This window comes from Nguyenibacter vanlangensis, assembly GCF_038719015.1.
GTDB classification, from domain to species: domain Bacteria; phylum Pseudomonadota; class Alphaproteobacteria; order Acetobacterales; family Acetobacteraceae; genus Gluconacetobacter; species Gluconacetobacter vanlangensis.
The window spans coordinates 1021636-1045030 of record NZ_CP152276.1 but is presented as its reverse complement, the minus strand read 5'-3'; the positions used below and the strand labels follow the sequence as shown (position 1 = coordinate 1045030).

At 69.9% G+C, this 23395-nt stretch carries 17 protein-coding genes; 11 read left to right on the top strand and 6 right to left on the bottom strand.

All coding sequences use genetic code 11. From position 1 onward, the window contains the following. Window positions 1-65: 65 nt before the first annotated feature. Window positions 66-1031: a 3',5'-cyclic-nucleotide phosphodiesterase gene (locus AAC691_RS04785; RefSeq protein ID WP_342629126.1), complete on the bottom strand. Its 966-nt coding sequence runs from the start codon at window positions 1029-1031 to the stop codon at window positions 66-68. 373 nt (window positions 1032-1404) lie between these two features. On the opposite strand from AAC691_RS04785, the gene AAC691_RS04780 reads away from it, so the two are divergent. The 3 genes from AAC691_RS04780 (at window position 1405) to AAC691_RS04770 (ending at window position 5733) form a co-directional block, all read left to right on the top strand. Continuing rightward, window positions 1405-2814, top strand: coding sequence for an amidohydrolase family protein (locus AAC691_RS04780; protein WP_342629125.1), 1410 nt, complete (start codon window positions 1405-1407; stop codon window positions 2812-2814). Window positions 2815-2932: 118 nt separating this feature from the next. Then, the gene (locus AAC691_RS04775) at window positions 2933-4237 is read left to right on the top strand and encodes a TIGR03862 family flavoprotein (RefSeq protein ID WP_342629124.1); all 1305 of its coding nucleotides are present in this window, start codon (window positions 2933-2935) and stop codon (window positions 4235-4237) included. After that, window positions 4234-5733 (top strand): ATP-binding protein, encoded by a 1500-nt coding sequence (locus AAC691_RS04770; protein ID WP_342629123.1) that lies wholly within the window; start codon window positions 4234-4236, stop codon window positions 5731-5733. Before AAC691_RS04775 ends, AAC691_RS04770 begins: the two co-directional genes overlap by 4 nt. A 177-nt stretch (window positions 5734-5910) precedes the next feature. On the opposite strand, the gene AAC691_RS04765 is transcribed toward AAC691_RS04770, so the two are convergent. After that, window positions 5911-9168, bottom strand: a complete 3258-nt coding sequence (locus AAC691_RS04765; RefSeq protein ID WP_342629122.1) for an Rne/Rng family ribonuclease — start codon at window positions 9166-9168, stop codon at window positions 5911-5913. A gap of 648 nt (window positions 9169-9816) precedes the next feature. On the opposite strand from AAC691_RS04765, the gene AAC691_RS04760 reads away from it, so the two are divergent. Beyond that, entirely contained in the window at window positions 9817-10746 is a 930-nt protein-coding gene (locus tag AAC691_RS04760; protein WP_342629121.1) for an N-acetylmuramoyl-L-alanine amidase, read from the top strand. A 339-nt stretch (window positions 10747-11085) separates the two neighbouring features. Beyond that, window positions 11086-12660 carry a 2-isopropylmalate synthase gene (locus AAC691_RS04755; protein WP_176640819.1) on the top strand — a complete coding sequence of 525 codons (1575 nt, stop codon included), beginning with the start codon at window positions 11086-11088 and terminating at the stop codon, window positions 12658-12660. A gap of 106 nt (window positions 12661-12766) precedes the next feature. Here the strand turns inward: AAC691_RS04755 and AAC691_RS04750 are convergent, their stop codons facing one another. Both AAC691_RS04750 and AAC691_RS04745 read right to left on the bottom strand, forming a co-directional pair. Further along, window positions 12767-13162 carry a cell envelope biogenesis protein OmpA gene (locus tag AAC691_RS04750; RefSeq protein WP_342629120.1) on the bottom strand — a complete coding sequence of 132 codons (396 nt, stop codon included), beginning with the start codon at window positions 13160-13162 and terminating at the stop codon, window positions 12767-12769. A gap of 110 nt (window positions 13163-13272) precedes the next feature. Continuing rightward, window positions 13273-13566: a cell envelope biogenesis protein OmpA gene (locus AAC691_RS04745; RefSeq protein ID WP_342629119.1), complete on the bottom strand. Its 294-nt coding sequence runs from the start codon at window positions 13564-13566 to the stop codon at window positions 13273-13275. A gap of 417 nt (window positions 13567-13983) precedes the next feature. Between AAC691_RS04745 and AAC691_RS04740 the strand changes: the two genes are divergently transcribed. The 6 genes from AAC691_RS04740 to AAC691_RS04715 all read left to right on the top strand — a co-directional run bounded on the left by AAC691_RS04740 (window position 13984) and on the right by AAC691_RS04715 (window position 20357). Continuing rightward, complete coding sequence (locus AAC691_RS04740; RefSeq protein ID WP_342629118.1) at window positions 13984-15030, top strand: rod shape-determining protein; 1047 nt, start codon at window positions 13984-13986, stop codon at window positions 15028-15030. A 150-nt stretch (window positions 15031-15180) separates the two neighbouring features. Further along, window positions 15181-16161, top strand: a complete 981-nt coding sequence (mreC, locus tag AAC691_RS04735) for a rod shape-determining protein MreC (RefSeq protein WP_342629117.1) — start codon at window positions 15181-15183, stop codon at window positions 16159-16161. A gap of 12 nt (window positions 16162-16173) precedes the next feature. After that, the gene (locus AAC691_RS04730; RefSeq protein WP_323991391.1) at window positions 16174-16737 is read left to right on the top strand and encodes a hypothetical protein; all 564 of its coding nucleotides are present in this window, start codon (window positions 16174-16176) and stop codon (window positions 16735-16737) included. Window positions 16738-16775: 38 nt separating this feature from the next. After that, a complete protein-coding gene (gene mrdA / locus AAC691_RS04725; protein WP_176640548.1) occupies window positions 16776-18680 on the top strand; it encodes a penicillin-binding protein 2 in 1905 nt (634 codons plus the stop codon). 32 nt (window positions 18681-18712) lie between these two features. Beyond that, window positions 18713-19867, top strand: a complete 1155-nt coding sequence (gene rodA / locus AAC691_RS04720) for a rod shape-determining protein RodA (protein ID WP_342629116.1) — start codon at window positions 18713-18715, stop codon at window positions 19865-19867. A 7-nt stretch (window positions 19868-19874) separates the two neighbouring features. Then, entirely contained in the window at window positions 19875-20357 is a 483-nt protein-coding gene (locus AAC691_RS04715; protein WP_342629115.1) for a DUF3293 domain-containing protein, read from the top strand. On the opposite strand, the gene glyS is transcribed toward AAC691_RS04715, so the two are convergent. Both glyS and AAC691_RS04705 read right to left on the bottom strand, forming a co-directional pair. After that, complete coding sequence (glyS, locus tag AAC691_RS04710; RefSeq protein ID WP_342629114.1) at window positions 20338-22431, bottom strand: glycine--tRNA ligase subunit beta; 2094 nt, start codon at window positions 22429-22431, stop codon at window positions 20338-20340. The two genes, AAC691_RS04715 and glyS, sit on opposite strands and share 20 nt — an antisense overlap. 4 nt (window positions 22432-22435) lie before the next feature. After that, complete coding sequence (locus AAC691_RS04705) at window positions 22436-23335, bottom strand: glycine--tRNA ligase subunit alpha (protein ID WP_323991387.1); 900 nt, start codon at window positions 23333-23335, stop codon at window positions 22436-22438. Between the last annotated feature and the right edge of the window lie 60 nt (window positions 23336-23395).

The window sequence follows — 23395 nt, the reverse complement described above, 5'->3', positions numbered from 1 at the left end:
TCCGAACAGTGAGATGGAGCCATATCCGTGAAGGGGTGAACGGATAGGGCAATGGAGACGGTCGCTCAGTCGAAGCGCAGCGACATGCCCTGCTCCGCGATAATGAAATGCACGCCTGTTCGGTCAGCGGCCTTCAGTTCGTTCTCGATCGTCACCTGGGCAGGCGGGGCGCCGGTCAAGGTATATTTGACGTGGCTGACCAGTACCGGCAATCCGGCAAGGACGGTCCCTCCGCCGCTTTGCGAGCGCAGGTCGGACAATGTCGCCGCAAGCCATCGTGGTGTCAGGTGACCGAAGAGAAGGTGGTCGGGACGCGCATTGTCCCATGAACATTCGATGATGATCCCCTTCAGGCGGTGTGCGCGCGCCAAAGGCGCTACGGCACGCCAAAGATCCTGCAGGCGCGTGCCGTGTTCCAGCGCATCGGGTCCGGTGTCGCCAAGATATACCATCGCGGCGCCGCCGCTTTCGATCAGGAACGCGGTGGATTCCACGCCGCCATGGCTGAGCGGAAAGGCGCGGACCTCCATGGCCGTGCCGTCCAGCGGCAGCCTTTGTCCCGGTACCAGGTCGCGATATCGATATGTTGCCAGGCGCGGCGGCGGACCGCGGTCACCCATGTTGGGCCAGACGCGCCAGTTGAATATGTCCCGGGCCAGGATGCGGTTGACGGACGGAAGTGCATAGATCGGCTTCGGCATGTCATCGGGCGATACGGCGACAAGGCCGGCGATGTGATCGAGGTGCGCGTGGCTGATCAAATAGCCCTTGATGATGTCGTGAAGCACGATGCCGGCTTCGCGCGGCGCGATTTGGGGGGACCGGGTGAGATCGTGGAACGCGCCATGTCGAGACGCGGCTTCGAGACCCGCCACCACGGTTCCGGCATCGCAAAGAATGGCGCGCGCGTCCCCCGATGGCCGAACCAGATAGGCGCTGAGATTGCCGTCCTGGATGCCGCCCCGGGCGCCGAGCACGACGATATCGAACCCAGTGGCGCATGCGGGGCGCGTAATGCCCCAGAGAGTCACGGGAAGAATCGCGAGAAAAATCGCGTGAAGACGGGCTGTTCCGATGGCGAAGGATGCGAGACTATTCCGGATCTTCATGGTTCTGGAAAGGATTGGTTCGGGACGGGGGGCATTCTGATATTTGCCCGTGACGGGATCGGGCGCAGGACGATCGAAAGCGTTTTCTTCCGGAGAAGAAGCAAAAGGATCCTTATCCATCAAGGGTTCTTTTCCCGGCGATGAGTCGTCATGCCGTAGAAATGCAAGTTTCTTGTCATTATTTCAAAAAAATAAGATAGAATCGCAGAATTCATCATATCGCCTCGTCGGGGGATTTCGGACATGGTGCCGGATGGTGACGCGGAGGACGGGGCCGAAAAGGGAGGCAGCCGGCATGACGATCGCGTCACGGTTCGGAGGAAAGCGGTGCGTACGGTTCCGGGGCGTGTTGCCGCTGGGGGCGTGGCTGCTGGGCGGGACGCCGGCGTTGGGGGCGGCGCCGGTGCTGCTGGAGCATGCGACCCTGATCGACGGGACCGGCGCGGCGCCGGTGGCGGACAGTGCGATCCTGGTGCGGGACGGGCGTGTCGCTTCGGTGGGGCGGGACGGGACGTTTGCGGTGCCGGCCGGTGCGCGGCGGGTCGATCTGGCGGGGCTGACGGTTCTGCCGGGGCTGATTTCCGACCACAGCCATACCGGGCTGGTGAAGGGCACGCGCGACGACGCGGCCAATTACACGCGGGACAACATCCTGGCCCAGATGAGGCAGTATGCACGCTATGGCGTGCTGGACGTGGTGTCGCTGGGGCTGAACACATCGCCCTTGTTCGACCGGCTGCGCGCGGAGCAGCATGCGGGGCGCAATCCGGGGGCCGACCTGTTCGGGGTCGATCAGGGGATCGGGGCGCCGGACGGGGTGCCGCCGCAGGGAATGTTCCATCTGGGGCCCGACCAGATCTATCGCCCGACCACGCCGGACGAGGCGCGCGCCGCCGTGGACCGGATGGCCGACGAGGGGACCGACCTGGTCAAGATCTGGGTGGATGATTTCCGCAACGGCGTGCCGGGGGCGAAGGGGTATCCCAAGATCGATCCGGCAATCTATCGCGCCGCGATCGACCAGGCCCACAGGCGCGGCCTGCGGGTGGCGGCGCATATCCACGACCTGGCCGACGCGAAGGCGCTGGTCGCGGCGGGGGCGGACATCATCGCTCATGGCGTGCGCGACCGGCCGGTCGATCCCGATTTCATCATGCTGATGGAGCAGAAGGGGGCGTGGTACATCGCCACCCTGGATCTGGACGAGGCCAATTACATCTTCGCCCAGCATCCGGAATGGCTGGACGATCCGTTCCTGTCCGCCGGGCTGGACCCCGCCCTGCGCGCCCAGTTCGCCGATCCGGCATGGCGGGCCAGGATCCTGGCCGCGCCGCTGACGGCGGCGTCGCGCAAGGCGCTGGCGATCAATCAGCGCAACCTGGCGACCCTGTACCGCGCGGGCATCCGCATCGGGTTCGGCACCGATTCCGGCGCGTCGGCCACGCGGATTCCGGGGTTCGCCGAACATCGGGAACTGAAGCTGACGGTGGCGGCGGGCCTGACGCCGCTGCAGGCCATCACGCTGGCCACCGGCCAGGCGGCGGCGCTGATGCGCTGGGACGACCGGGGGACGGTCCAGCCCGGGAAATGGGCCGACCTGCTTGTCGTGGCGGGCGATCCGGCGCGGGATATCGCCGCGGTCGACCGGATCGCGCAGGTCTGGCATCGCGGCGTCCGCACCGAGGGGGCGCTGGTCGCGCAATGAGGTGATTTCGCGTGAGGCGATTTCACGTAAGGCGATTCCACGTAAGGCGATTCCACTGGGGCGCGATCTGATCTAAAGCCCCGAGGATGTGTGTATCGGGTGAAGCGGGAATGGGGGCATGAGGCCCGCCATCGTCATTGTCGGGGCCGGTCCGGCCGGGCTGGCGGCGGCCGAGCGGCTGGCGGAGGCCGGCTGCGCGGTGAGCGTGCTGGAACGGATGCCCACAATCGGGCGCCGGCTGCTGATGGCGGGCCGGGGCGGGCTGAACCTGACCCATTCGGAGCCGTTCGATCGGTTCGTCACGCGGTATGGCGCGGCGCGATCGTGGCTGGAGCCCGCGCTGCGCGGCTTTGCCCCGGACGATCTGCGCCGCTGGGCGGACGGGCTGGGCCAGCCCTGCTTCGTCGGCAGCAGCGGGCGGGTCTTTCCGCTTGCCATGAAGGCGTCGCCGCTGCTGCGGGCCTGGCGCGCGCGGCTGGATGCGCTGGGGGTGCGGCTGCTGACCCGCCATGACTGGACCGGCTGGGACGAGGCGGGGCGGGTTCGCTTTGTCGGGCCCCAGGGGGATCGGCCCCAGGGAGACGGGATGCGGGGCGAAGGGACGATGCCGGCCGATGCCGTGCTGCTGGCGCTGGGCGGCGCGAGCCGGCCCCGCCTGGGGGCGGACGGGCGCTGGACCGCGCTGCTGGAGGAGGCCGGGATCGGGGTCGCGCCGTTCCGGCCGGCCAATTGCGGGTTCGTCACGAACTGGAGCCGGGAATTTTGCGACCGGTTCGCCGGCACGCCGTTGCGGGGCATCGCGCTGATGCTGGATGGGGTGCCGGATGAGGGTGGCGCCGGAGAGGATGCGCGGGTGCGGGGCGAGGCGGTGGTGACGCGGCGCGGGCTGGAGGGCGGCGCGGTCTATGCGCTGTCCGCCCGGCTGCGCGAGCGGATCGCGCGGCACGGGACGGCGCGGCTGATGATCGATCTGCGGCCGGACATGGCGTGCGACGCGGTGGCCGGGCGGCTGGCGCGGGTGCGGGGGCGCGAGAGCCTGTCCAACCTGCTGCGCAAGGCGCTGCGCCTGCCGCCCGTGGCGGTGGCGCTGCTGCGCGAGGGCATGCCGCATGGCGAAAGCCCGCCGCGCGACGCCGTGGCGCTGGCGCGGCTGGTCAAGGCGGTGCCGGTGGTGGCGACGGCGCCCGATTCGCTGGAGCGGGCGATTTCGGCGGCCGGCGGGGTGCGCCGCGCCGAGATCGATGCGCGCTTCATGCTGCGTGCCCGGCCGGGGGTGTTCGTGGCCGGCGAAATGCTGGATTGGGAGGCCCCGACCGGGGGATATCTGTTGCAGGCCTGCTTCGCCACCGGGCATGCCGCCGCGGGCGGCGTGCTGGACTGGTTGCAGGAGCAGGGCAAGGGACGGTATCCGTCCTGTCCATGACGGTTGCGATCACCATAGGCGACGTGCGGGGCGGGGGCCCCGCGCAGATGGATCTGGCGGAATTGCTGTCCACCCGCCTGCTGGTGCAGGGCAATTCCGGGTCGGGCAAGTCGCATCTGCTGCGCCGGCTGCTGGAGCAGTCGGCGACGCTGGTGCAGCAGGCCATCATCGATCCCGAGGGCGATTTCGTCAGCCTGGCGGAGAAATACGGCCATCTGGTGATCGACGGCGCCGCCCATACCGAGGCGGAACTGCAGGCGGCGGGCGAGCGCATGCGCGTGCATCGCGCGTCGGTCGTGCTGAACCTGGAAGGCGCGGACGCCGAGGTGCAGATGCGCCGCGCCGCCGCCTTTCTGGGCGGAATGTTCGAGGTGGGGCGGGATTACTGGTACCCGGTGCTGGTGGTGGTGGACGAGGCGCAGCTCTTTGCTCCGGCGGCGGCGGGCGAGGTGTCGGACGAGGCGCGGCGGGCTTCGCTGGGCGCGATGACCAACCTGATGTGCCGTGGGCGCAAGCGCGGGCTGGCGGGGGTGATCGCCACCCAGCGCCTGGCGAAGCTGGCCAAGAACGTCGCGGCCGAGGCGTCGAATTTCCTGATGGGGCGCACCTTCCTGGATATCGACATGATGCGCGCCGCCGACCTGCTGGGTATGGAGCGGCGCCAGGCCGAGAGCTTCCGCGACCTGGAGCGCGGCTATTTCGTCGCGCTGGGGCCGGCTTTGTCCCGCCGGCCGCTGCCGGTGCGGATCGGCGCGGTCGAGACCGAGAGCCGCTCGGCCGGGCCGGCCCTGATGCCCTTCGCCCCCGCGCCGCCGCCCGAGGACATTCGCGACCTGATCCTGACCCGGATGCCGGAGCGCGAAGCGCCCGCCCGTCCGCCGCGGCCGGTGGCGCCGCCGCCGCCGGACATCCTGGCGCAACTGGCCGCCCACGCAGCCTCGGCCGCGATCGTCACCGAGGCCGAGGCGCGGGGCGCGCCGGCCGAGACCGACATGGACCCGGCCGAGCGGCGGCGGCAGTTCGGCGCGATCCTGACCGAGATCCTGCGCGACGAGGAGGCCGGTTTCCGCCCGGTGCACGTGCTGTACCAGGATTTCCTGGTGCGCTGCCGGATCGAGGGGATGGGGCGCCAGGCGCTGGACATGCCGCAATTCCGCCGCCTGCTGGCCACCGCCCGCGCCGGGATCGACGCCGAGGCCGCCGAGAGCGAGACCTGGCAGACCGCCGAGCGCATCGCGGGACCGTTGCCGGACGATGTGCGGGGGATTTTCCTGCTGATCGCCCGGGCGGCGCAGCAGGGGGCGCCCTGTCCGTCGGACGCCACCATCGCCAGGGCGTACGGCACCCATTCCCTCGGCCGGGCGCGCCGGCAGCTCGCTTATCTGGAAGAACAGAACGTCATCGTCCTGCGCACCGACGGGATGGGGCGGCGCAGCGCGGCCGTGATCGGCCCGGGGTGGGAGACCGCGCCCGCCGATCCGAACGGCGCGGGGTGAGCGAGCGGCAGGGGCATGGGACAAGGCAAGGCGAGGGCACTGCCCTCGACCCGCAAGGGGTCGCGGACCCCTTGACCCCAATCTGTTGATGAATAACGGTTTCTAACGTTGGTGTCCTGCCCGGGAAATTCTTTCCCGGGCAGGACACTCGTCGATCGGCCTTCCGTCAGGCCGGCGTCAGCGGCGCCACCAGCCGGTCTTGCGGACCGGAGCGGGGCTGGAACCGTCGATGACGATCGGCTGCACGGCCGGGCTGCCCGCCGGCGTGGCCTCCGCGGCGGCCGGTTCGGGCGTTGACGCGGTGCCTGCCCCCGTTGCCGCCTTCGCGCGGGCGGGGGTTTTGCGCGTGCGCCGGGGTTTGGCCGCGGTAGTTTCGTCGGCGGTTTCGCTGGTGGCGTCCTCGGCGGGCGTCTCGGCCGCCGGTTTGGCCTTGCGGGTGCGGGGCGCGGTCGCGGATGCGGCGGCGCGGGTGGTCCGCTTGCGAGCCGGCTTGGCGGGGGCTGCTTCGGCTGCGTCCTCGACGTCCGCCGTGCTCTCGGCGTCGGCGGGCGTCTCGGCCGCCGGCTTGGCCTTGCGGGCGCGGGTCGTGGACGTGGCCGTGGACGTGGCGGCGCGGGTGGCCCGTTTGCGGGCCGGCTTGGCGGGCGTTGCCTCGGGGGATTCCCCGGCGGTTTCCGCAGGGGAATCCCCAGCAGCTTCCACGGCCTCCGTTGCGGGGGCGGCGCTGTCTTCGACCAGGGCGGGTTGTTCCGCCGCCTTGGTCGCGGCCTTGCGCGCGGTCGCCGCGCGGCGGCGCCTGGGCTTGGCCGGTGCCTCGGCCTCAACCGCCGTTGGCTCGGCGATCGGGGGCTCGGCGATCGGGGGCTCGGCGATCGTGGGCTCGGCGATCGTGAGCTCGGCGATCGCGGGCACCGCCTCGGGCTCGGACACCGCCAGTGTTTCGGCGACGTCGAGGATGTCCCCGGCGGCACTGTCCCCGGTGAGACTATCCTTGGCGAGATTGCCTTCGATGAGCGCGGCCGGCGATGCGGGCGTTGCCTGGGCGGGCGCCAGCTCGGCGGATTGTTCGATCACGTCGAAGATGTCGATGATACCGTTTCCGAACGGATTGGCCGGCGTCGGGCCGCGATAAGGCTCGGCGCGATGGGGCTCGGCGCCTGGGGCGCGGCGTTCATGCCGGTCGCGGCGGCGGCGGTGGCGATCGCGTCCGCCATCCTCGCGGCCCTGCGCAGGCTCGGGAGCAGGCTGGCGCCGTGCCTGCGGAGCCTCGGCCTCTTCGCCCGGTTCGAGCGGCGCCTCGGTGGCGAATGCCGCCTCGGTGTCTTCTCCGGCGTCTTCCTGAGCGGCTTCCTCCCCGGCGGGGTGCAGCGCGGTTTCGAGCTGTTCGCCCCGTTCGGCTCCGCGGCGGCGGCGGCGACGGCGGCGGCGGCGGCGATGATCGGTGCCCTCTTCGCCTTCTCCCTCGGCGGCGGACGGCGCGGCTTCGGCCGGGGTCGTTCCGGCCCGAACGGCTTTACCCTGGGCGGCTTCGCCCAGAGCGGCTTCACCCTGGATGGTTTCACCCTGGGTGGTTTCACCTTGGGGCGTCTCGGCCGGCGCGGCGGGCAGGATCGGGATTTCGCGGACCTGGCCGGATTGCGCGGCCTCGGCGGGGACCGGCTGCGGTGCCACCGGTTCGAACCGCTCGGTCTGCGGACGGGTGCGTTCGATGCGGACCTGCGACGGCGCCAGGCTGGGGTCGGGCGCGAAGGTGACGCGCATCTTGTGGCGCTTTTCGATTTCGTCCAGCCAGACGCGCTTGTTGTTCAGGATATAGAGCGCGATCTCGGCAGCGACATGCACCATGATCTCGGCCGCGCGGCGGCGCGCGCCTTCTTCCTCGATCGCGCGGAGCACGTGCAGGGTCGCGCTTTCGGTGCCGCGGATGATGCCGGTGCCCTGGCAGTGCGGGCAGGGGGTGAAGGTGGATTCCGTGATCGACGGGCGCAGGCGCTGGCGCGACATTTCCAGCAGGCCGAAATGCGAGATCGCGCCGACCTGGATGCGCGCGCGGTCGGTGCGCAGCGCGTCCTTCAGCCGCCGCTCGACCATCGCATTGTGCTTGCGGCTTTCCATGTCGATGAAGTCGATGACGATCAGGCCCGCCAGGTCGCGCAGGCGCAATTGCCGGGCGACTTCCTCGGCGGCTTCGAGATTGGTGCGCAGCGCGGTCTCTTCGATATTGCGCTCGCGCGTCGCGCGGCCCGAATTGACGTCGATCGCGACCAGGGCTTCGGCCTGGTTGATGACGAGGTAGCCGCCCGAGCGCAACTGCACGGTGGGCGAGAGCATCGAGTCCAGCAGGCCCTCGACATTGAAATGCGAGAACAGCGGCTGGGCGCCGTTCTGCCAGCATTTCACCTTCTGCGCGCTCTGCGGCATCAGCATGCGCATGAATTCGCGGGCCGATTTCCAGCCGGCCTCGCCATCGACCAGGATCTCGCCCACGTCGCGGGTGTAGATGTCGCGGATGGCGCGCTTGATGAGGCTGGCTTCCTCATAGATCAGTGCGGGCGCCATCGAGCGCATCGTATGGTCGCGGATATCGTCCCACAGCCGCAGCAGATATTCGCAGTCGCGCATGATCTCGGGGCGCGGCCGCTGGGCGCCGGCGGTGCGCACGATCATGGCCATGCCGCGGGGGATCTGCAGTTCGGCGATCACGTCCTTGAGCCGGCGGCGATCGGCCACCGAGGTGATCTTGCGCGACACCCCGCCGCCGCGCAGCGAGTTGGGCATCAGCACGCAGTAGCGGCCGGCCAGCGAGATGTAGGTGGTCAGCGCGGCGCCCTTGTTGCCGCGTTCCTCCTTGACGACCTGTACCAGCAGGACCTGGCGGCGGCGGATGACTTCCTGGATCTTGTAGCTGCGCAGGAAGCGGGCGATGCGGCGCTGGACCGCGCCTTCCTCGCCGGTATCGGTCTCGCCGCCGACCGTCTCGGGCAGGGGCTCCGGTTCGGCCTGGGCGGCCTCGTCGTCGGTCGCCACCAGTTCGGCGGTGCCGGAGACGGATTCCGAGCCGGATTCCAGGCCGGTTTCGGCGTCGGCTTCAGAGCCGGGCCCGGCTTCGGCGAAATCGTCCTGAAGCTGGGCCTCGTCAGCGCGGGCTTCTTCCTCCTGCAGGGCGAGCAGGCGCTCGCGGTCGGCCACCGGGATCTGGTAGTAGTCCGGATGGATCTCGCTGAAGGCCAGGAAACCGTGGCGGTTGCCGCCATATTCGACGAAGGCGGCCTGCAGGCTGGGCTCGACCCGGATCACCTTGGCCAGGTAGATATTGCCCTTGAGCTGCTTCTTGGCCGATGCCTCGACGTCGTAATCTTCGAGCCTGTTACCATCCATCACGACCACGCGGGTTTCTTCCGCGTGGGTCGTGTCGATCAGCATGCGCTTGTTCATAAAAAACGGAACTCCGGTATGCCCGGTCCCGGCCTCTGTCCGGCGTCCGCATCGGGGGCGGACGGAGGCGGCGGGCGGAAGGGGCAAAAACAGTCGGGGGGAACATGATGAATCCAGAAACCGTTGCGGCGGAGCCCGCGCGGCCGTGATCAGCGCGCGCCGCCAGGGGCGCGGGCTGGGTCAAACGGTCTTCGGACGCGGGTCGCGTGGCGTTCATCCATCCTCATCAAACGATGACGCGCGGCCGTGCATCGTCTGGCCGCATCGTCGCATATATGGCGTCGTCATCCGCCGTCCGGCCTTGCGGCCGGGGCGGAGCGGCAGCCGGTTCCGTCGGCGTGGGCGGCCCGGCCGTCCAGGATGTCAGTCCCCTGGGCGTCGGGCGCCACGCCCCGATGGGACCGGCCGGCCGGATGGGTCCGGTCATGCCGCGCGTGCCTCTTTCAGGCGTCGATCGGCGCGGACCCATCACGAGTACAGCATGACCCAACTGCGCCCCCGCTGCAAGCGCCCCTCGGGGGGCAGCCGGGTTTCGTCATCGGGGTTGACGGCCGGTACCAATGATTGCGTGCAAACCATTGATATGCTGACGACGCGCGCGATTCCTGCTAGATGAGGGGTGGGATCGGCAATGGAGACCGGTTTTGCATGTTCCAATATCGTTCCGACGGCGCGGCGGCGCCGGGCAGGCAGGCTGAGGGGCGCCGCCGGGTGCTGCTGGCAGGGCTGGCGGCGTGCGTGACGCTGCCGGCGCGGGCGGCGGTGCATCATGGTGGGCACGGGCAGGGCGGACACGGGCAGGGCGGGCATCGGCCTGGACCGCCTGGATCGGGCCATCATCTGGGCGCGCCGGCCATCGTCGGCCGGGCGGCGGCGCCGTTGCCGCTGGTCATGCTGGACCCCGGCCATGGCGGCAAGGACCCGGGCGCGATCGGGGTTTCCGGCACCTATGAGAAGCATATCGCCGAGGCGGCGGCGGCGGAATTGCGGCGGCAATTGCTGGCCAGCGGGGCGTATCGCGTGGCGATGACGCGCGCGGACGACCGGTTCATCCCGCTGGAGGGGCGGGTCGAGATCGCCCATGCCCACCGGGCCGCGCTGTTCATCTCGATGCATGCCGATGCGCTGACCGATCGCGGCGTGCGCGGGGCCAGCGTCTATACCCTGTCGGGCCAGGCGTCGGACGCGCAGACGGCGGCGCTGGCGCGCACCGAGAACAGCGCCGACCGGTTCGGCGGGCCACAGGTCCATGCCGCCTCGCCCGAGGTGCAGGCCATCCTGGCCAGCCTGGTGACCGAGGAGACGCGCCGCGGCGCCGCCCATATGGCCAGCAGCGTGGTCGCGGCGTTCCAGCCGCGGATCGGGCTGCTGCCCAATCCGTCGCGCCATGCGGCGTTCGTGGTGTTGAAATCGGCGGATATTCCGTCGGTCCTGGTCGAGATGGGGTTCATGTCCAACCGGCTGGACGAGGCGGCGCTGCGCCAGGCCGGGCACCGGATGATGGTCGCGGGGGCGATGAAGCAGGCGATCGACCGGTATTTCGCCTCGGCCGGCGGGGTGACGCGGCTGACCGGCTGATCGGCCGGTCGCGTCGATCGTTGGGGGCGGCTTTCCGCGCGAATTCGGTTGCAATTTCGGTTGCAATCGGCGGATCGGCCTGTATGGTGCCGCCCATGGATCGCGTGACGTTCATGATGGCCGGCGGGATGGGTGCGCAAGCGCCTGCGCTGTCGTGCGCCCATGGACGCGGGGCGCTCCTCCTTCGCCTTCGACTTATCTGCCCCTGAGCGTTCAGGGCCGGCGCGATGCCGGTACGCCCAGGGGATGATGCGGGCCCGGGCCCGCATGCAGGTAAGCGAACGCCGCCCATGGCGTTCATAAGGCGAACATCCGGCACAAGTCCGAGGTATATTCCCCATGACGATCGACCATCCGTCCTTCGGCCGCATCGACGGCAACCGCGTCATCATTTTCGACACGACGCTGCGCGACGGCGAACAATCCCCCGGTTTCTCGATGAACCTGACCGAGAAGCTCCGGATGGCCGAGGCGCTGGCCGAACTGGGCGTCGACGTGATCGAGGCGGGCTTTCCCGTGGCGTCGAAGGGCGATTTCGAGAGCGTGCACCAGATCGCCTCGACCGTCCGGGGGCCGGTGATCTGCGCGCTGGCGCGCAGCGGCGGCAAGAACGACATCGCCAGCGCGGGCGAGGCCATCCGTCCGGCGGAGCGCGGCCGCATTCATAATTTCATCTCCACCTCGCCGCTGCACATGAAATACAAGCTGCGGATGGAGCCCGAGACGGTGCTGGAGCTGATCACCGCCGGCAACATGGCGGCGCGCCAGTTCACCGACGACGTCGAATGGTCGGCCGAGGACGGGTCGCGCACCGATCCGGACTTTCTGTGCCGCTGCGTCGAGGCCGCGATCAAGGCCGGGGCCACGACGATCAACATCCCCGATACGGTGGGCTATGCGACGCCCGAGGACATGGCGCGGATCTTCGCTGACCTGCGCGCGCGCGTGCCGGGCGCGGACAGGGTGATCTTCTCGGCCCACAACCATAACGATCTGGGCCTGGCGGTGGCGAACACCATCGCGTCGGTCTCGGCGGGCGCGCGGCAGATCGAGTGCACCATCAACGGCATCGGCGAGCGCGCGGGCAATGCGGCGCTGGAAGAGATCGTGATGGCGCTGCGCACCCGCCAGGACGTGCTGCCCTATCGCAACGACATCCGGACCGGGAATCTGCTGCGGGTGTCGCGCATGCTGGCGACGATCACCGGTTTCGACGTGCAGCCCAACAAGGCGATCGTCGGCCGCAACGCCTTTGCCCATGAGAGCGGCATCCATCAGGACGGCGTGCTGAAGAATGCCGCGACCTATGAGATCATGACGCCGGAGAGCGTGGGCTGGACGCGTTCGTCGCTGGTGCTGGGCAAGCATTCCGGCCGCGCAGCGTTCCGCGACAAGCTGAAGGCCATGGGATATGGCGACATGGACGACGCGCAATTGAACGACGCGTTCGTGCGCTTCAAGGATTTGGCCGACCGCAAGAAGGTCGTCTATGACGAGGACCTGGCGGCGCTGGTCGATGACGAGGCGCGCGATCATGCCCGCATCCGGTTCGTGTCGCTGGAGGTCGAGGCCGGGTCCAAGCGCCCGGCGCGCGCCGCGCTGGTGCTGGAGGTCGACGGGGAAGCCCGCGACGCCACGGTGAACGGCCAGGGGCCGGTCGATGCGGCGTTCAACGCGGTGCGCGCCATCTATCCCCACGACGCGACGCTGCAGCTTTATTCGGTGGGTGCGGTGACCGAGGGCAGCGATGCCCAGGCGCGGACCACGGTGCGGCTGGAAGAAGACGGCAAGCTGGTGGACGGGCAGGGGGCGGACAGCGACACGCTGGTCTCGGCCGTGCGGGCCTATGTCCATGCGCTGAACAAGCTGCTGGTCAAGCGGACACGGGCCGAGCCCGAGGCGCTGATGGCCTGAACCTGCGGTCCGTTCGGTCGGAACGGGAAAAAGGCGTCCGCATCGTGCGGGCGCCTTTTTTCATGCGGCCCGGGCATGAACGGCCCGGGCCCCGAGGATCCGGGCGTCAGTAGCCGTTGTAATAGCCCGGCGGAGGCGGCGGCGGCGGATAGGCGGGCCGTCCGTAATAGCCCGGCGGCGGCGGGGGCGGCGGAGGGGCGTAGCCCTGTTGCGGATAGTACGGGCGCTGCGGGGTGGTCGCGGCGCCGGTCGCGGCGCCGACCGCGCCGCCGGCCAGTGCGCCGATCGCGGCACCGCGGCCGCCGCCGGCGAGCGCGCCGATCGCAGCGCCGCCGCCGGCGCCGATCAGTCCGCCGCCCAGCGCGCGCTGGCCCGGGTCATAGGGATTGCTGCAGGCCGCGAGCGACAGCATGCCGCCGGCGGCCGCGACGAGGCCCAGCACGCGAAGCGGCCGGCGCGGCATGAGGGGAGAGCAAATGGAGAGACTGCGAAGAAGACTCATGTTCATCTCATGGTTGGGAGGCGCGGCCCGGAGAACGTGATCGGGGAGGATGGAGCCGTCCTCCCCGACCGTTTATCTCCGGCGGGGCGTCCTGTCAGTAGCCGCCCCTGTCAGTAACCGCCGTTGTAGCCGCGGCGCGGCGGCGGGTTGGGCGTGGTCGCGGCACCGACGGCGGCGCCCAGCGCGCCGCCGGACAGCGCGCCGATCGCGGCCCCGGTGCCGCCGCCGGCGAGGCCGCCGATCGCGGCACCGCCGCCGGCGCCGATCAGCCCGCCGCCCAGCGCGCGCTGGCCCGGGTCATAGGGATTGCTGCAGCCGGCGAGCGCCAGCAGGCCGGCGCCGAGGATCGCGGAGCGAGCCAGAAGGGGGGCATGCACGCGGATCGTCATGGTCAATATCCTCATCGAAATCGCCAGGCGCCTCGCACATGAGGCGGCTGGATTGTCATGTGACGGGGAACTGTCGGTCCCGCTCGTGAATTCCGCGCGGCGTTTCGGTGGCGAAAACAGGGCAGCGCGAAAGGCGGAACGCGGAAGGCGGGACCGGGTCCTCTCGACGCAGGGAATATGGGGATGCGTGCAGGGTCCGGCAGCCGGGCGACGGCAAATTTTTTCAACCGATCGAAGGGCGATCCGAAGGGCGGCCGGAATGACGGCCCGGATGACATATGAAAAGCACGAATTAATGTCCGTGGGCCTTGCCCAGGGGGCGCGGCCCCGGTAAGCCGTCGCCCTGATCCGACAGTACCGGTTGACATGCGCGCGGCCCGCCGCCGTGGCGCATCCGCCGGCCGGGGTCGTGCTTGTTCGCGGGAGTTCTGCATGTTTGCTCGTCTGCTGGGTCTTTTGTCGGCCGACATGGCCATCGACCTCGGCACGGCCAATACGCTCGTCTATGTCAAGGGACGCGGCGTCGTTCTGAACGAACCGTCGGTGGTGGCGATCGCCGACGTACGCGGCAAGAAGCAGGTCCTGGCGGTGGGCGAGGAAGCCAAGCAGATGGTCGGGCGGACGCCCGGCAACATCACCGCGATCCGGCCGCTGCGCGACGGCGTCATCGCCGATTTCGAAGTCGCCGAAGAAATGATCAAGCATTTCATCCGCAAGGTGCATAACCGCCGGATGTTCGCCAGCCCGCTGATCATCGTCTGCGTGCCGTCGGGCTCGACCGCGGTCGAGCGCCGCGCCATCCAGGAAAGCGCGGAAAGCGCCGGAGCGCGCAAGGTGTTCCTGATCGAGGAGCCGATGGCGGCGGCGATCGGCGCCGGCCTGCCGGTCACCGAGCCGTCGGGCAGCATGATCGTCGATATCGGCGGCGGCACCACCGAGGTCGCGGTGATCTCGCTGGGCGGCATCGTCTATGCCCGGTCGGCTCGTGTCGGCGGCGACAAGATGGATGAGGCGATCATTTCCTATATCCGCCGTACCCATAACCTGCTGATCGGCGAAAGCTCGGCCGAGCGGATCAAGATCGAGCTGGGGTCGGCGCTGCCGCCGGACGATTACCAGGATGACGGCGGCTGGCGCGAGGTCAAGGGCCGGGACTTGATCAACGGCGTGCCGCGGGAGGTCGTGGTCTCGCAGGCGCAGATCGCCGAGAGCCTGGCAGAGCCGGTCAGCCAGATCGTCGATGCCGTCACCACCGCGCTGGAAAACACGCCGCCGGAACTGGCCGCCGACATCGTGGACAAGGGGATCGTGCTGACGGGCGGGGGGGCGCTGCTCTATCGGCTGGACGAGGTGCTGCGCCGGTCGACGGGCCTGCCGGTCACGGTGGGCGAGGACGCGCTGTCCTGCGTGGCGCTGGGGACCGGGCGCGCGCTGGAAGAAATGAAACGGCTGAAGAACGTACTGACCAGCATGTACTGATACTGACCGCGGAAGAGGCGAGCCGGGCGCGCGCCGCGCGTCCGGGACAGGCACGGGCAAGGGGGCGGGGGTGATGAAGATCCCGCGGAACGACGGCGAGCGGATCGGCGACGCGACCGGGGGGCACCTGCCGTGCGGGGGTGCCGCGCGATGATTCCGCTGTCCATCCCGCTGCGCCAGGCGCTGGACAAGCTGGTGCTGCCGTTCCTGATCGTCGCGGCGCTGGGCGTCATGCTGCTGGGACAGGCGGATCGCCCGCTGGCCGAGCGGATGCGCATGGAGGTCGCCGATCTGCTGGCGCCGGCCTATGGGATGATCGCCTGGCCGCAGGCGCGGATCCGCTTCCTGGTCGGCCGGGTGCGCGACATGGGGCGGGTCGAGGCCGAAAACCAGCGCCTGCGTGCCGAGAACGCCAATCTGCGCCATTGGTACGACGTCGCGGCCGCCCTGGCCGACGAGAATGCGACCCTGAAGGCCAACCTGCACTGGATGCCGGACCCGGAATCGTCCTTCGTCACCGGCCGCGTGGTGCGCGACGCCAGCGGGCTGTATGCCCGCAGCGTGCTGGTGGCCGCCAGCGTCGATGCGGGAATCCGCAAGGGCGAGATCGCGCTGGATGCGTCGGGCCTGGTCGGGCGGGTGACCGAAACCGGAATCCGCTCGGCGCGGGTGCTGCTGGTGACGGATGAGTCCAGCCGCATTCCGGTCACTCTGGAAGTCAGCCACGGGGCGGCTATAATGGCGGGAGACAATTCAGCTACTCCGCGCCTGATCTATTACCCGCAGGATAATCCGCCGATCGAGGGAGAACGTGTCGTCACCAATGGCGAGATCGATTCACTGCCCCCTGGCCTGCCCGTCGGCCGGGTCCATTATCCCCGTCCCGGGCAGCCGGTCGTCGTTCCGGCGGCGATGCTGGGGCATCTCGACATCGTCCGGATCTTCGATTACGGCCGCGGGGCGGTGGTCGCGCCGGACGCGCCGGGGCGCGTGCCCGCCCAGCGCCCGGCGGACGGCCTTGGGCTTCCGTTCCAGTCTCCGGCTGGTGGCGCCCCATTCGGCGGCGCTCCGTTCGGCGGTGCTCCGTTCGGTCCGGCGCCGTTCGGCCGCGCCCCGTTCGGCCGAGGATGAGAGTGTGCATGGATGACGCCCGACCCGTCACCTGCGCTACAGCCGGGCATCCAGCCCCGCGCCAGCCTGTGGCGGCGGCTGGACGTGCTGGCGCGGCGCGGCCTTCCCGCCGCGCTGACCGGCCTGGCCATCCTGCTGCTGTCCGCGCCGCTCGACCTGCCGGGGCAGGCCGAGCTGCTGCCGGGCGTGGTGCTGTCCTCGGTGTTCTTCTGGTCGATCTTCCGGCCGGCCTCGATGCCGTCGCCGGCCGTCTTCCTGTGCGGGCTGCTGGTCGACCTGCTGGGGTTCGGGCCGCCGGGGGTCATGCTGCTGGTGCTGCTGATCGTCCATGGGGTCGCGCTGTCCGCGCGCTATGGGCTGGCGCGGCTGCACGTGCTGGCGCTGTGGCTGGCGTTCGGGGGGGTGTCGGCCGCCGGCACCGTATTGCAATGGGCGCTGGTTTCCGCGCTGTCGCTGCGGGTGATGCCGGGGGCGGCGTTCGGGTTCCAGTGGACGCTGGGGATGGGGGTCTTTCCGGTTCTGTACGGGCTGTTCACGGCCATGTCGCGCACCGTCGCGAATCCCGAGCGCGCCTGATCGGCGCCGCCGGGATGCGTTTCTGAGCGGGTGGTCGGATGATCCGGCGCAGAAAGACCATGCCCCGCCTGATGTCGCGGCCCGACACCGAAAACCCGTCCCGCGGCGTCTTTACCCGCCGGGCGCTGGTGGTGCTGACGGCGCAGATGGCGGCCCTGGGCGGGCTGGGGCACCGGCTGTACGAGCTGCAGGTGCGCGACGGCGACCATTATGCCCGGCTGGCGGAGAACAATCGCGTCAATCGCCGGCTGATCGCGCCGCCGCGCGGGCGGGTGGTCGACCGGTTCGGCATTGCCGTGGCGTCGAACAAGGTGAATTGGCGCGCCCTGCTGCTGCCGGAGGAGACCAGCGACATTCCGGGCACGCTGGACCGGTTTTCCGCCCTGCTGCCGATCGAGCCCCGCGATCGCGCCCGTATCGAGCGGGAGATGCGCCACAAGCGGCGTTTCATCCCGATCATGCTGCGCGATTTCCTGTCCTGGGACGACATGGCGCGGATCGAGCTGAACGCGCCGTCGCTGCCGGGGGTGGTGATCGACGTGGGCACCACGCGCAATTACCCGTTCGGGCCGTTGCTGGCGCATGTGGTGGGCTATGTCGCGCCGCCGGGCGAGGCGGAGGTGGCCCATGACGCGACCATGGCGCTGCCGGGGATGCGTATCGGCCGTGCCGGCCTGGAGCAGACCCAGGACGCGCAGTTGCGCGGCACGGTGGGCGCGGTGGAGATCGAGGTCAATTCCGTCGGGCGCGTCATGGCCGAATTGTCGCGCGATGACGGCCAGCCGGGCGACGAAATCACCCTGACCGTCGATTCGGGGTTGCAGCAGGCGGTGCTGGGCCGGATCGCCGACCAGTCGGCCAGCGCGGTCGTGATGGATTGCCGCAACGGCGAGGTGCTGGCCATGGTCAGCAACCCGTCCTTCGACCCGTCGCTGTTCGACAGCGGCGTCAGCCAGGCGCAATGGGCCGAATGGACCAATGACGAGCGCACGCCGCTGATCAACAAGGCGGTGGCCGGCGTCTATCCGCCCGGATCGACCTTCAAGCCCGCGGTGGCGATGGCGGCGCTGCGGGCCGGAACGCTGTCGCCGGCCGACCGGATCTTCTGCCCCGGCTATCTGGACGTGGGCGGCACGCGCTTCCATTGCTGGTCGCGCTACGGCCATGGGTCGCTGACCCTGCGGGACGGGCTGAAATTCTCGTGCGACGTGTTCTTCTACGAGGTCGCGCGCCGGACGGGCATGGATGCGATCGCCGCCGCGGCCCACAGTTTCGGGCTGGGCACATCTTTGGACATCGAGCTGCCTCATGCCCGCCAGGGGCTGATCCCCACGCCGCAATGGCGGCGGGCGCACGGCCAGCACTGGAATGGCGGCGATACGATCGTCAGCGGCATCGGGCAGGGATTCGTGCAGGTCACGCCGCTGCAACTGGCGACCTATGTCTCGCGCCTCGCCAGCGGGCGGGCGGTGCAGCCCCATCTGGTCCGTGCCGTCTCCGGCAAGCTGGTGGAGGGCACAGATCCGGCGCACTGGCCGGCGCTGGAGATGCCCGACCCGTTCCTGGACCAGCTTCGGCAGGGCATGTTCGCCGTGGTGAACGAGCCCCACGGCACGGCGCCCAAGGCCCGGCTGGACATTCCGGGCGTGCAGATGGCCGGCAAGACCGGGTCGGCCCAGGTGCGGCGGGTGTCGCGCGCCATGCGCGAGAGCGGTCATTTCGATTCCTCGGCGCTGCCGTGGGAATATCGGCCGCATGCGCTGTTCATCTGCTTTGCGCCCTTCGACGCGCCGCGCTATGCGGTGTCGGTGGTCGTCGAGCACGGCAATGCCGGCGCCGCCGTGGCGGCGCCGCTGGCCCGCGACATCATGACCGACGCCCTGACGCGCGATCCGGCGAACCGCAAGGAGCCGCCGGGCCAGGTGGTGGCCGAGATCGAGTAGAGCAGTTTGCGCTCAGGCGGGCCGGAGGGGAGATGAATTTTCAGAAGCGCCTGCTGCGCGCCGAGCCCAATTTCCGCATCCTGGCCAAGCTCTGGCAGGTCAACTGGCTGTATGTGCTGCTGATCTGCGTCCTGGCGGGGGTGGGGTACGGCGCGCTGTATTCGGCGGCCGGCGGGTCGTCGCGCCCCTTCGCCGGACCGCAGAGCATCCGCTTCGCCATCGGGCTGGTGATGATGGTCTGCGTGGCGCTGACCAGTCCGCGCGTGCTGGTGCGCCTGGCCTGGCCGCTTTACGGCCTGTCCATGCTGCTGCTGGTGGCGGTGCTGCGGATGGGGCATGTCGGCAAGGGGGCGGAACGCTGGCTGATCGTCGGCGGCATGCAGATCCAGCCGTCGGAACTGGCGAAGATCGCGCTGGTCCTGGTGCTGGCCACCTGGTTCCATCGGGTCAATTACCGCAAGATGGCCAATCCGCTCTATCTGCTGCCGCCGGCGCTGCTGGTGCTGCTGCCGGTCGGGCTGGTGCTGAAGGAGCCCAACCTGGGGACCGCGGTGATCACCGGCCTGGTCGGGGCGGCGATCTTCTTCGCCGCCGGGATGCGGATCTGGCAGATCGCGCTGCTGCTGGCGCCGGTGCCGTTCCTGGGCAAGATCGTCTATGCCCATCTGCACGACTACCAGAAGGCGCGGATCACCACCTTCCTGCATCCGGAGAGCGATCCGCTGGGTGCCGGGTACAACATCATCCAGTCCAAGATCGCGCTGGGGTCGGGCGGGATGTGGGGGCAGGGCTATCTGCACGGCACGCAGGGGCAGTTGAATTTCCTGCCGGAAAAGCAGACCGACTTCATCTTCACCATGATCGCCGAGGAATGGGGCTATGTCGGCGGGATCGCGGTGATCGGGCTGCTGATGCTGATGATCCTGGGCGGCATGCTGATCGCCCTGCGCAGCCGCAACCAGTTCGGCCGGCTGCTGGGGCTGGGAATCGCCACCAATTTCTTCCTGTATTGCGCGGTCAACCTGTCGATGGTGATGGGGGCGATCCCGGTGGGAGGGGTGCCGCTGCCGCTGATTTCCTATGGCGGATCGGCGATGCTGACGGTGATGTTCGGCTTCGGCCTGCTGCTGTCGGCGTGGGTGCACCGCAATTCGCGTTTCGGCGAGGCCGAGACGGAGGAGAGGTGAGCGGCGCATGACCGGCATCCGGCCCGTCGACGTGCCGACGGCGCGCGCCTATCGGCGCAGTACCTATCACGCGGGGGGCATGGTCCTGCGCGTCGGCTGCCGGCCGGTGGCCGGCCAGGGAGACGCGCAGGGAGACAGGCGGAGCGGGATCCGGGGGGATATCGTGTTCATCAGCGCGGCCAATCCCGGCGGCCGGCGGCGCCCCGACGGATGGAACGAGCGCATGATGGCCCGGCTGGCGGCGCATCTGGCGGGGGTGCCGGCCCGCCGCGGCGAGGGGCGCTTGGGACGGTGGGGCGAGCCGTTGTTCGCCGCCCGCATGCCGCTGGCGCGCGCCCGGGTGCTGGCCCGCCGCTTCCGGCAGAATGCCCTGCTGCTGGTGCGTGACGGCGGGCCGGCCCGGCTGGTGTTTCTGGCGTCCCTTCTGGAGGACGCCGGCAGAGGGCAGGGGAACCGTTCCGGCCTTGGTTTCAGCCTTCGATCTGGCTGAAATCGGCGATCAGCACCGTCATTCGCCGCAGTTCGGACAGCAGGCGCAGCCGGTTGAGGCGCAGTTCGGCCTGGTCGGCATTGACCGTCACCATGTCGAAGAACCTGTCCAGGACAGGACGGAGGCGGGCCGCCGCGCGCATGGCGTCGGTGAAGCGTTCCTCGGCGATGGCGGCTTCGACCGTGGGAATGGCGTCGCCCAGCATGTCGGCCAGGGCGCGTTCCTCGGGCTGGGCATAGAGCGCCGGGTCGGGCGCGCCCTCGTGCGGGCCGTCCTTGCGGTCCTCGATGCGCAGGATGTTCGCCGCGCGCCGGGTCGCCGCCAGCAGGTTCCGCCCGTCATCGGTGGCCAGCATGGCGGCCAGGGCCTCGGTGCGGGCCAGCAGGCGGGTGATGTCGCTGTCGGCATTGCCGCTGGAGATCGCGGCCAGGATGTCGTGCCGCGCGCCCTCGGCGCGGAGCTGCACGCGCAGCCGCTCGGCGACGAAGCCGGGCAGGGCGTCGAGGTCCGGCGCGTCGCGCAGGGCGGGCGGCAGGGCCCGGGCGGCCTGCACGAACAGGCTGACCAGGTCGAGGCGCAGCGCGTTGTCGCGGATGATGCGGATGACGCCCAGGGCGGCGCGGCGCAGCGCGTAGGGATCGCCCGAGCCGCCCGGCTTCTCGCCGGCGGCGAAGAAGGCGGTCAGGCTGTCGATCTTGTCGGCGAGCGCCACGGCGATGGAGACCGGGGCGGTCGGCACGCCGTCATTGAGGCCGCGCGGCATGTAATGATCGGCGATCGCGTCGGCGACCGCGTCGTCCTCGCCGTCATGGCGGGCGTAATAGGCGCCCATCACCCCCTGGAGTTCGGGGAATTCGCCGACCATGCCGGTGGTCAGGTCGGCCTTGGCCAGCAGGGCGGCGCGTTCGGCCTGCGCCGCGTCGGCGCCGACCAGCGGCGCCAGGATGCCGGCGAGGCGGACGATGCGGGCCACGCGTTCGCCCTGGCTGCCGAGGGCGGCGTGGAAGACGATGCCGTCGAGCGCGCCGACGCGGCCGGCCAGCGGGCGGGCGCGGTCGAGGTCCCAGAAATGGCGGGCGTCGGCGAAGCGGGCGCGCAGCACCCGTTCATTGCCGGCGATGGTCAGGGCGCCGCCGTCGGCGGGCAGCAGGTTGGCGACGAAGGCGAAGCGCGGCGCGGCCGAGCCGTCATCGTTGCGCAGCGCGAAATAGCGCTGGTTGACGCGCATCGAGACCTGCATGACCTCGGGCGGCAGGTCCATGAAGGATTCGTCGATGCGGCCCAGGAACGCGACCGGCCATTCGGTCAGGCCCGCGATTTCGTCCACCAGTCCGGGATCGGCGACCACGCGCAGCCCTTCCTCGGCGGCCAGGCGCTGGGTGTCGGCCTCGATCAGCGCGCGGCGTTCGGCGGCGTCGACCAGGACCTGCCGCGCGCGCAGGCCCTGGGCCCAGTCGGCGGCGCCGGTGACGGCGAAGGCCCCGGGCGCCGTGAAGCGATGGCCCTCGGTCAGGTCGGCGGAGCGCAGGCCGTGGCCGTCATCGCCCCCGTTCCCGTTTCCGTTGCCGTTTCCGTTCCCGTCCTCGGCCAGGGTGATGCCGACCACCTGACCGTCCAGCAGGCACAGGATACGGCGCAGCGGCCGGACCCAGGTGAAGGCGCTGCCGTCGCCCCAGCGCATGGATTTCGGCCAGGGAAAGCGGCGCAGCAGCGGCGGCAGCGCCTCGGCGATCCGGGCCGCGGCTTCGACGGGGGGGAGCGTGCGGCTGAGCACCCAGAACCCGTCCTGGAGCATCAGGTCGTCCCGGGTGACGCCGTGCTTGCGGGTGAAGCCGTCCAGCGCCTTGTCGGGCGCGCCTTCGCGCGGGCCGCGCTCGACGGCGATCGTGCCGGGCACCACGGCGTCCAGGGTCAGGGTCAGGGCGATCCGGCGGGGGCCGGAGAAGCCGGTGGCCGCGCGCGGGTTCAGCGGCGCCAGGGCGTCGCTCACCAGCCGGACCAGGTCCTCGGCCGCGCGGGCCTGCATGCGCGCGGGGATTTCCTCGGAGAACAGTTCGAGCAGCAATTCGGGCATGATCTTATTCCTCGCCCGCCAGCCACGCTTCGCAGCAGCGCCGCGCCAGGGTGCGTACCCGGCCGATATAGGCGGCGCGCTCGCTGACGCTGATGACGCCGCGCGCGTCCAGCAGGTTGAACAAATGGCTGGCCTTGAGGCACTGGTCGTAGGCGGGCTGGGCGATGCCGTGCTCGACCAGGGCGATCGCCTCGCGCTCGGCGTCGATGAAATGGCGGTGGAGCATGTCGGTATCCGCCAGTTCGAAATTATGGCGCGAATAATCGCGCTCGGCCCGCAGGAACACGTCGCCGTAGGTCAGGCCCTGGCCGTTGAAATCGAGGTCGTAGACATTCTCGATGCCCTGGACGTACATCGCCAGCCGTTCCAGCCCGTAGGTCAGTTCGGTCGAGGGGACCACCGTGGGGATGCCGCCGACCTGCTGGAAATAGGTGAACTGGGTGACTTCCATCCCGTCGCACCAGACCTCCCACCCCAGGCCCCAGGCGCCGATGGTGGGGTTTTCCCAGTCGTCCTCGACGAAGCGGATGTCGTGCTCCAGCGGGTCGATCCCGATCGCGCGGTAGCTGTCGAGCAGCAGCTTCTGGCTGTCCTCGGGCGTGGGCTTCAGCAGGACCTGGTACTGGTAGTAATGCTGCAGCCGGTTGGGGTTTTCGCCGTAGCGTCCGTCCGACGGGCGGCGGCAGGGCTGGACATAGGCGGCCTTCCACGGCCGGGTGCCCAGCGCGCGCAATGTGGTGTGCGGCGAGAGCGTGCCGGCCCCGACCTCGGTATCGTAGGGTTGCAGGATGGCGCAGCCCTGCTCGGACCAGAACTGGTGCAGCTTGAGGATCAGCGCCTGGAATGACAGCGGACGCTTGGCGGACGGGGGAACGGGCGGGCGGGGCGCGGAGGCCGGGACCATGGAAAGGATGCTCCGGTAGGCGATAAGACGAGGCGTGAAGACGGGGCGTGCCGTCCGGCA

Excerpts from the sequence above, each read along its gene's own strand:
- AAC691_RS04765 (WP_342629122.1), bottom strand. The coding sequence starts at position 9,168 with ATGAACAAGCGCATGCTGATCGACACGACCCACGCGGAAGAAACCCGC.
- rodA (WP_342629116.1), top strand. The coding sequence starts at position 18,713 with ATGAATTTTCAGAAGCGCCTGCTGCGCGCCGAGCCCAATTTCCGCATC.
- glyS (WP_342629114.1), bottom strand. The coding sequence starts at position 22,431 with ATGCCCGAATTGCTGCTCGAACTGTTCTCCGAGGAAATCCCCGCGCGC.
- AAC691_RS04775 (WP_342629124.1), top strand. The coding sequence starts at position 2,933 with ATGAGGCCCGCCATCGTCATTGTCGGGGCCGGTCCGGCCGGGCTGGCG.
- mreC (WP_342629117.1), top strand. The coding sequence starts at position 15,181 with ATGATTCCGCTGTCCATCCCGCTGCGCCAGGCGCTGGACAAGCTGGTG.
- AAC691_RS04755 (WP_176640819.1), top strand. The coding sequence starts at position 11,086 with ATGACGATCGACCATCCGTCCTTCGGCCGCATCGACGGCAACCGCGTC.
- mrdA (WP_176640548.1), top strand. The coding sequence starts at position 16,776 with ATGATCCGGCGCAGAAAGACCATGCCCCGCCTGATGTCGCGGCCCGAC.
- AAC691_RS04780 (WP_342629125.1), top strand. The coding sequence starts at position 1,405 with ATGACGATCGCGTCACGGTTCGGAGGAAAGCGGTGCGTACGGTTCCGG.
- AAC691_RS04740 (WP_342629118.1), top strand. The coding sequence starts at position 13,984 with ATGTTTGCTCGTCTGCTGGGTCTTTTGTCGGCCGACATGGCCATCGAC.
- AAC691_RS04760 (WP_342629121.1), top strand. The coding sequence starts at position 9,817 with ATGTTCCAATATCGTTCCGACGGCGCGGCGGCGCCGGGCAGGCAGGCT.
- AAC691_RS04730 (WP_323991391.1), top strand. The coding sequence starts at position 16,174 with ATGACGCCCGACCCGTCACCTGCGCTACAGCCGGGCATCCAGCCCCGC.
- AAC691_RS04745 (WP_342629119.1), bottom strand. The coding sequence starts at position 13,566 with ATGAGGATATTGACCATGACGATCCGCGTGCATGCCCCCCTTCTGGCT.
- AAC691_RS04715 (WP_342629115.1), top strand. The coding sequence starts at position 19,875 with ATGACCGGCATCCGGCCCGTCGACGTGCCGACGGCGCGCGCCTATCGG.
- AAC691_RS04770 (WP_342629123.1), top strand. The coding sequence starts at position 4,234 with ATGACGGTTGCGATCACCATAGGCGACGTGCGGGGCGGGGGCCCCGCG.
- AAC691_RS04750 (WP_342629120.1), bottom strand. The coding sequence starts at position 13,162 with ATGAGTCTTCTTCGCAGTCTCTCCATTTGCTCTCCCCTCATGCCGCGC.
- AAC691_RS04705 (WP_323991387.1), bottom strand. The coding sequence starts at position 23,335 with ATGGTCCCGGCCTCCGCGCCCCGCCCGCCCGTTCCCCCGTCCGCCAAG.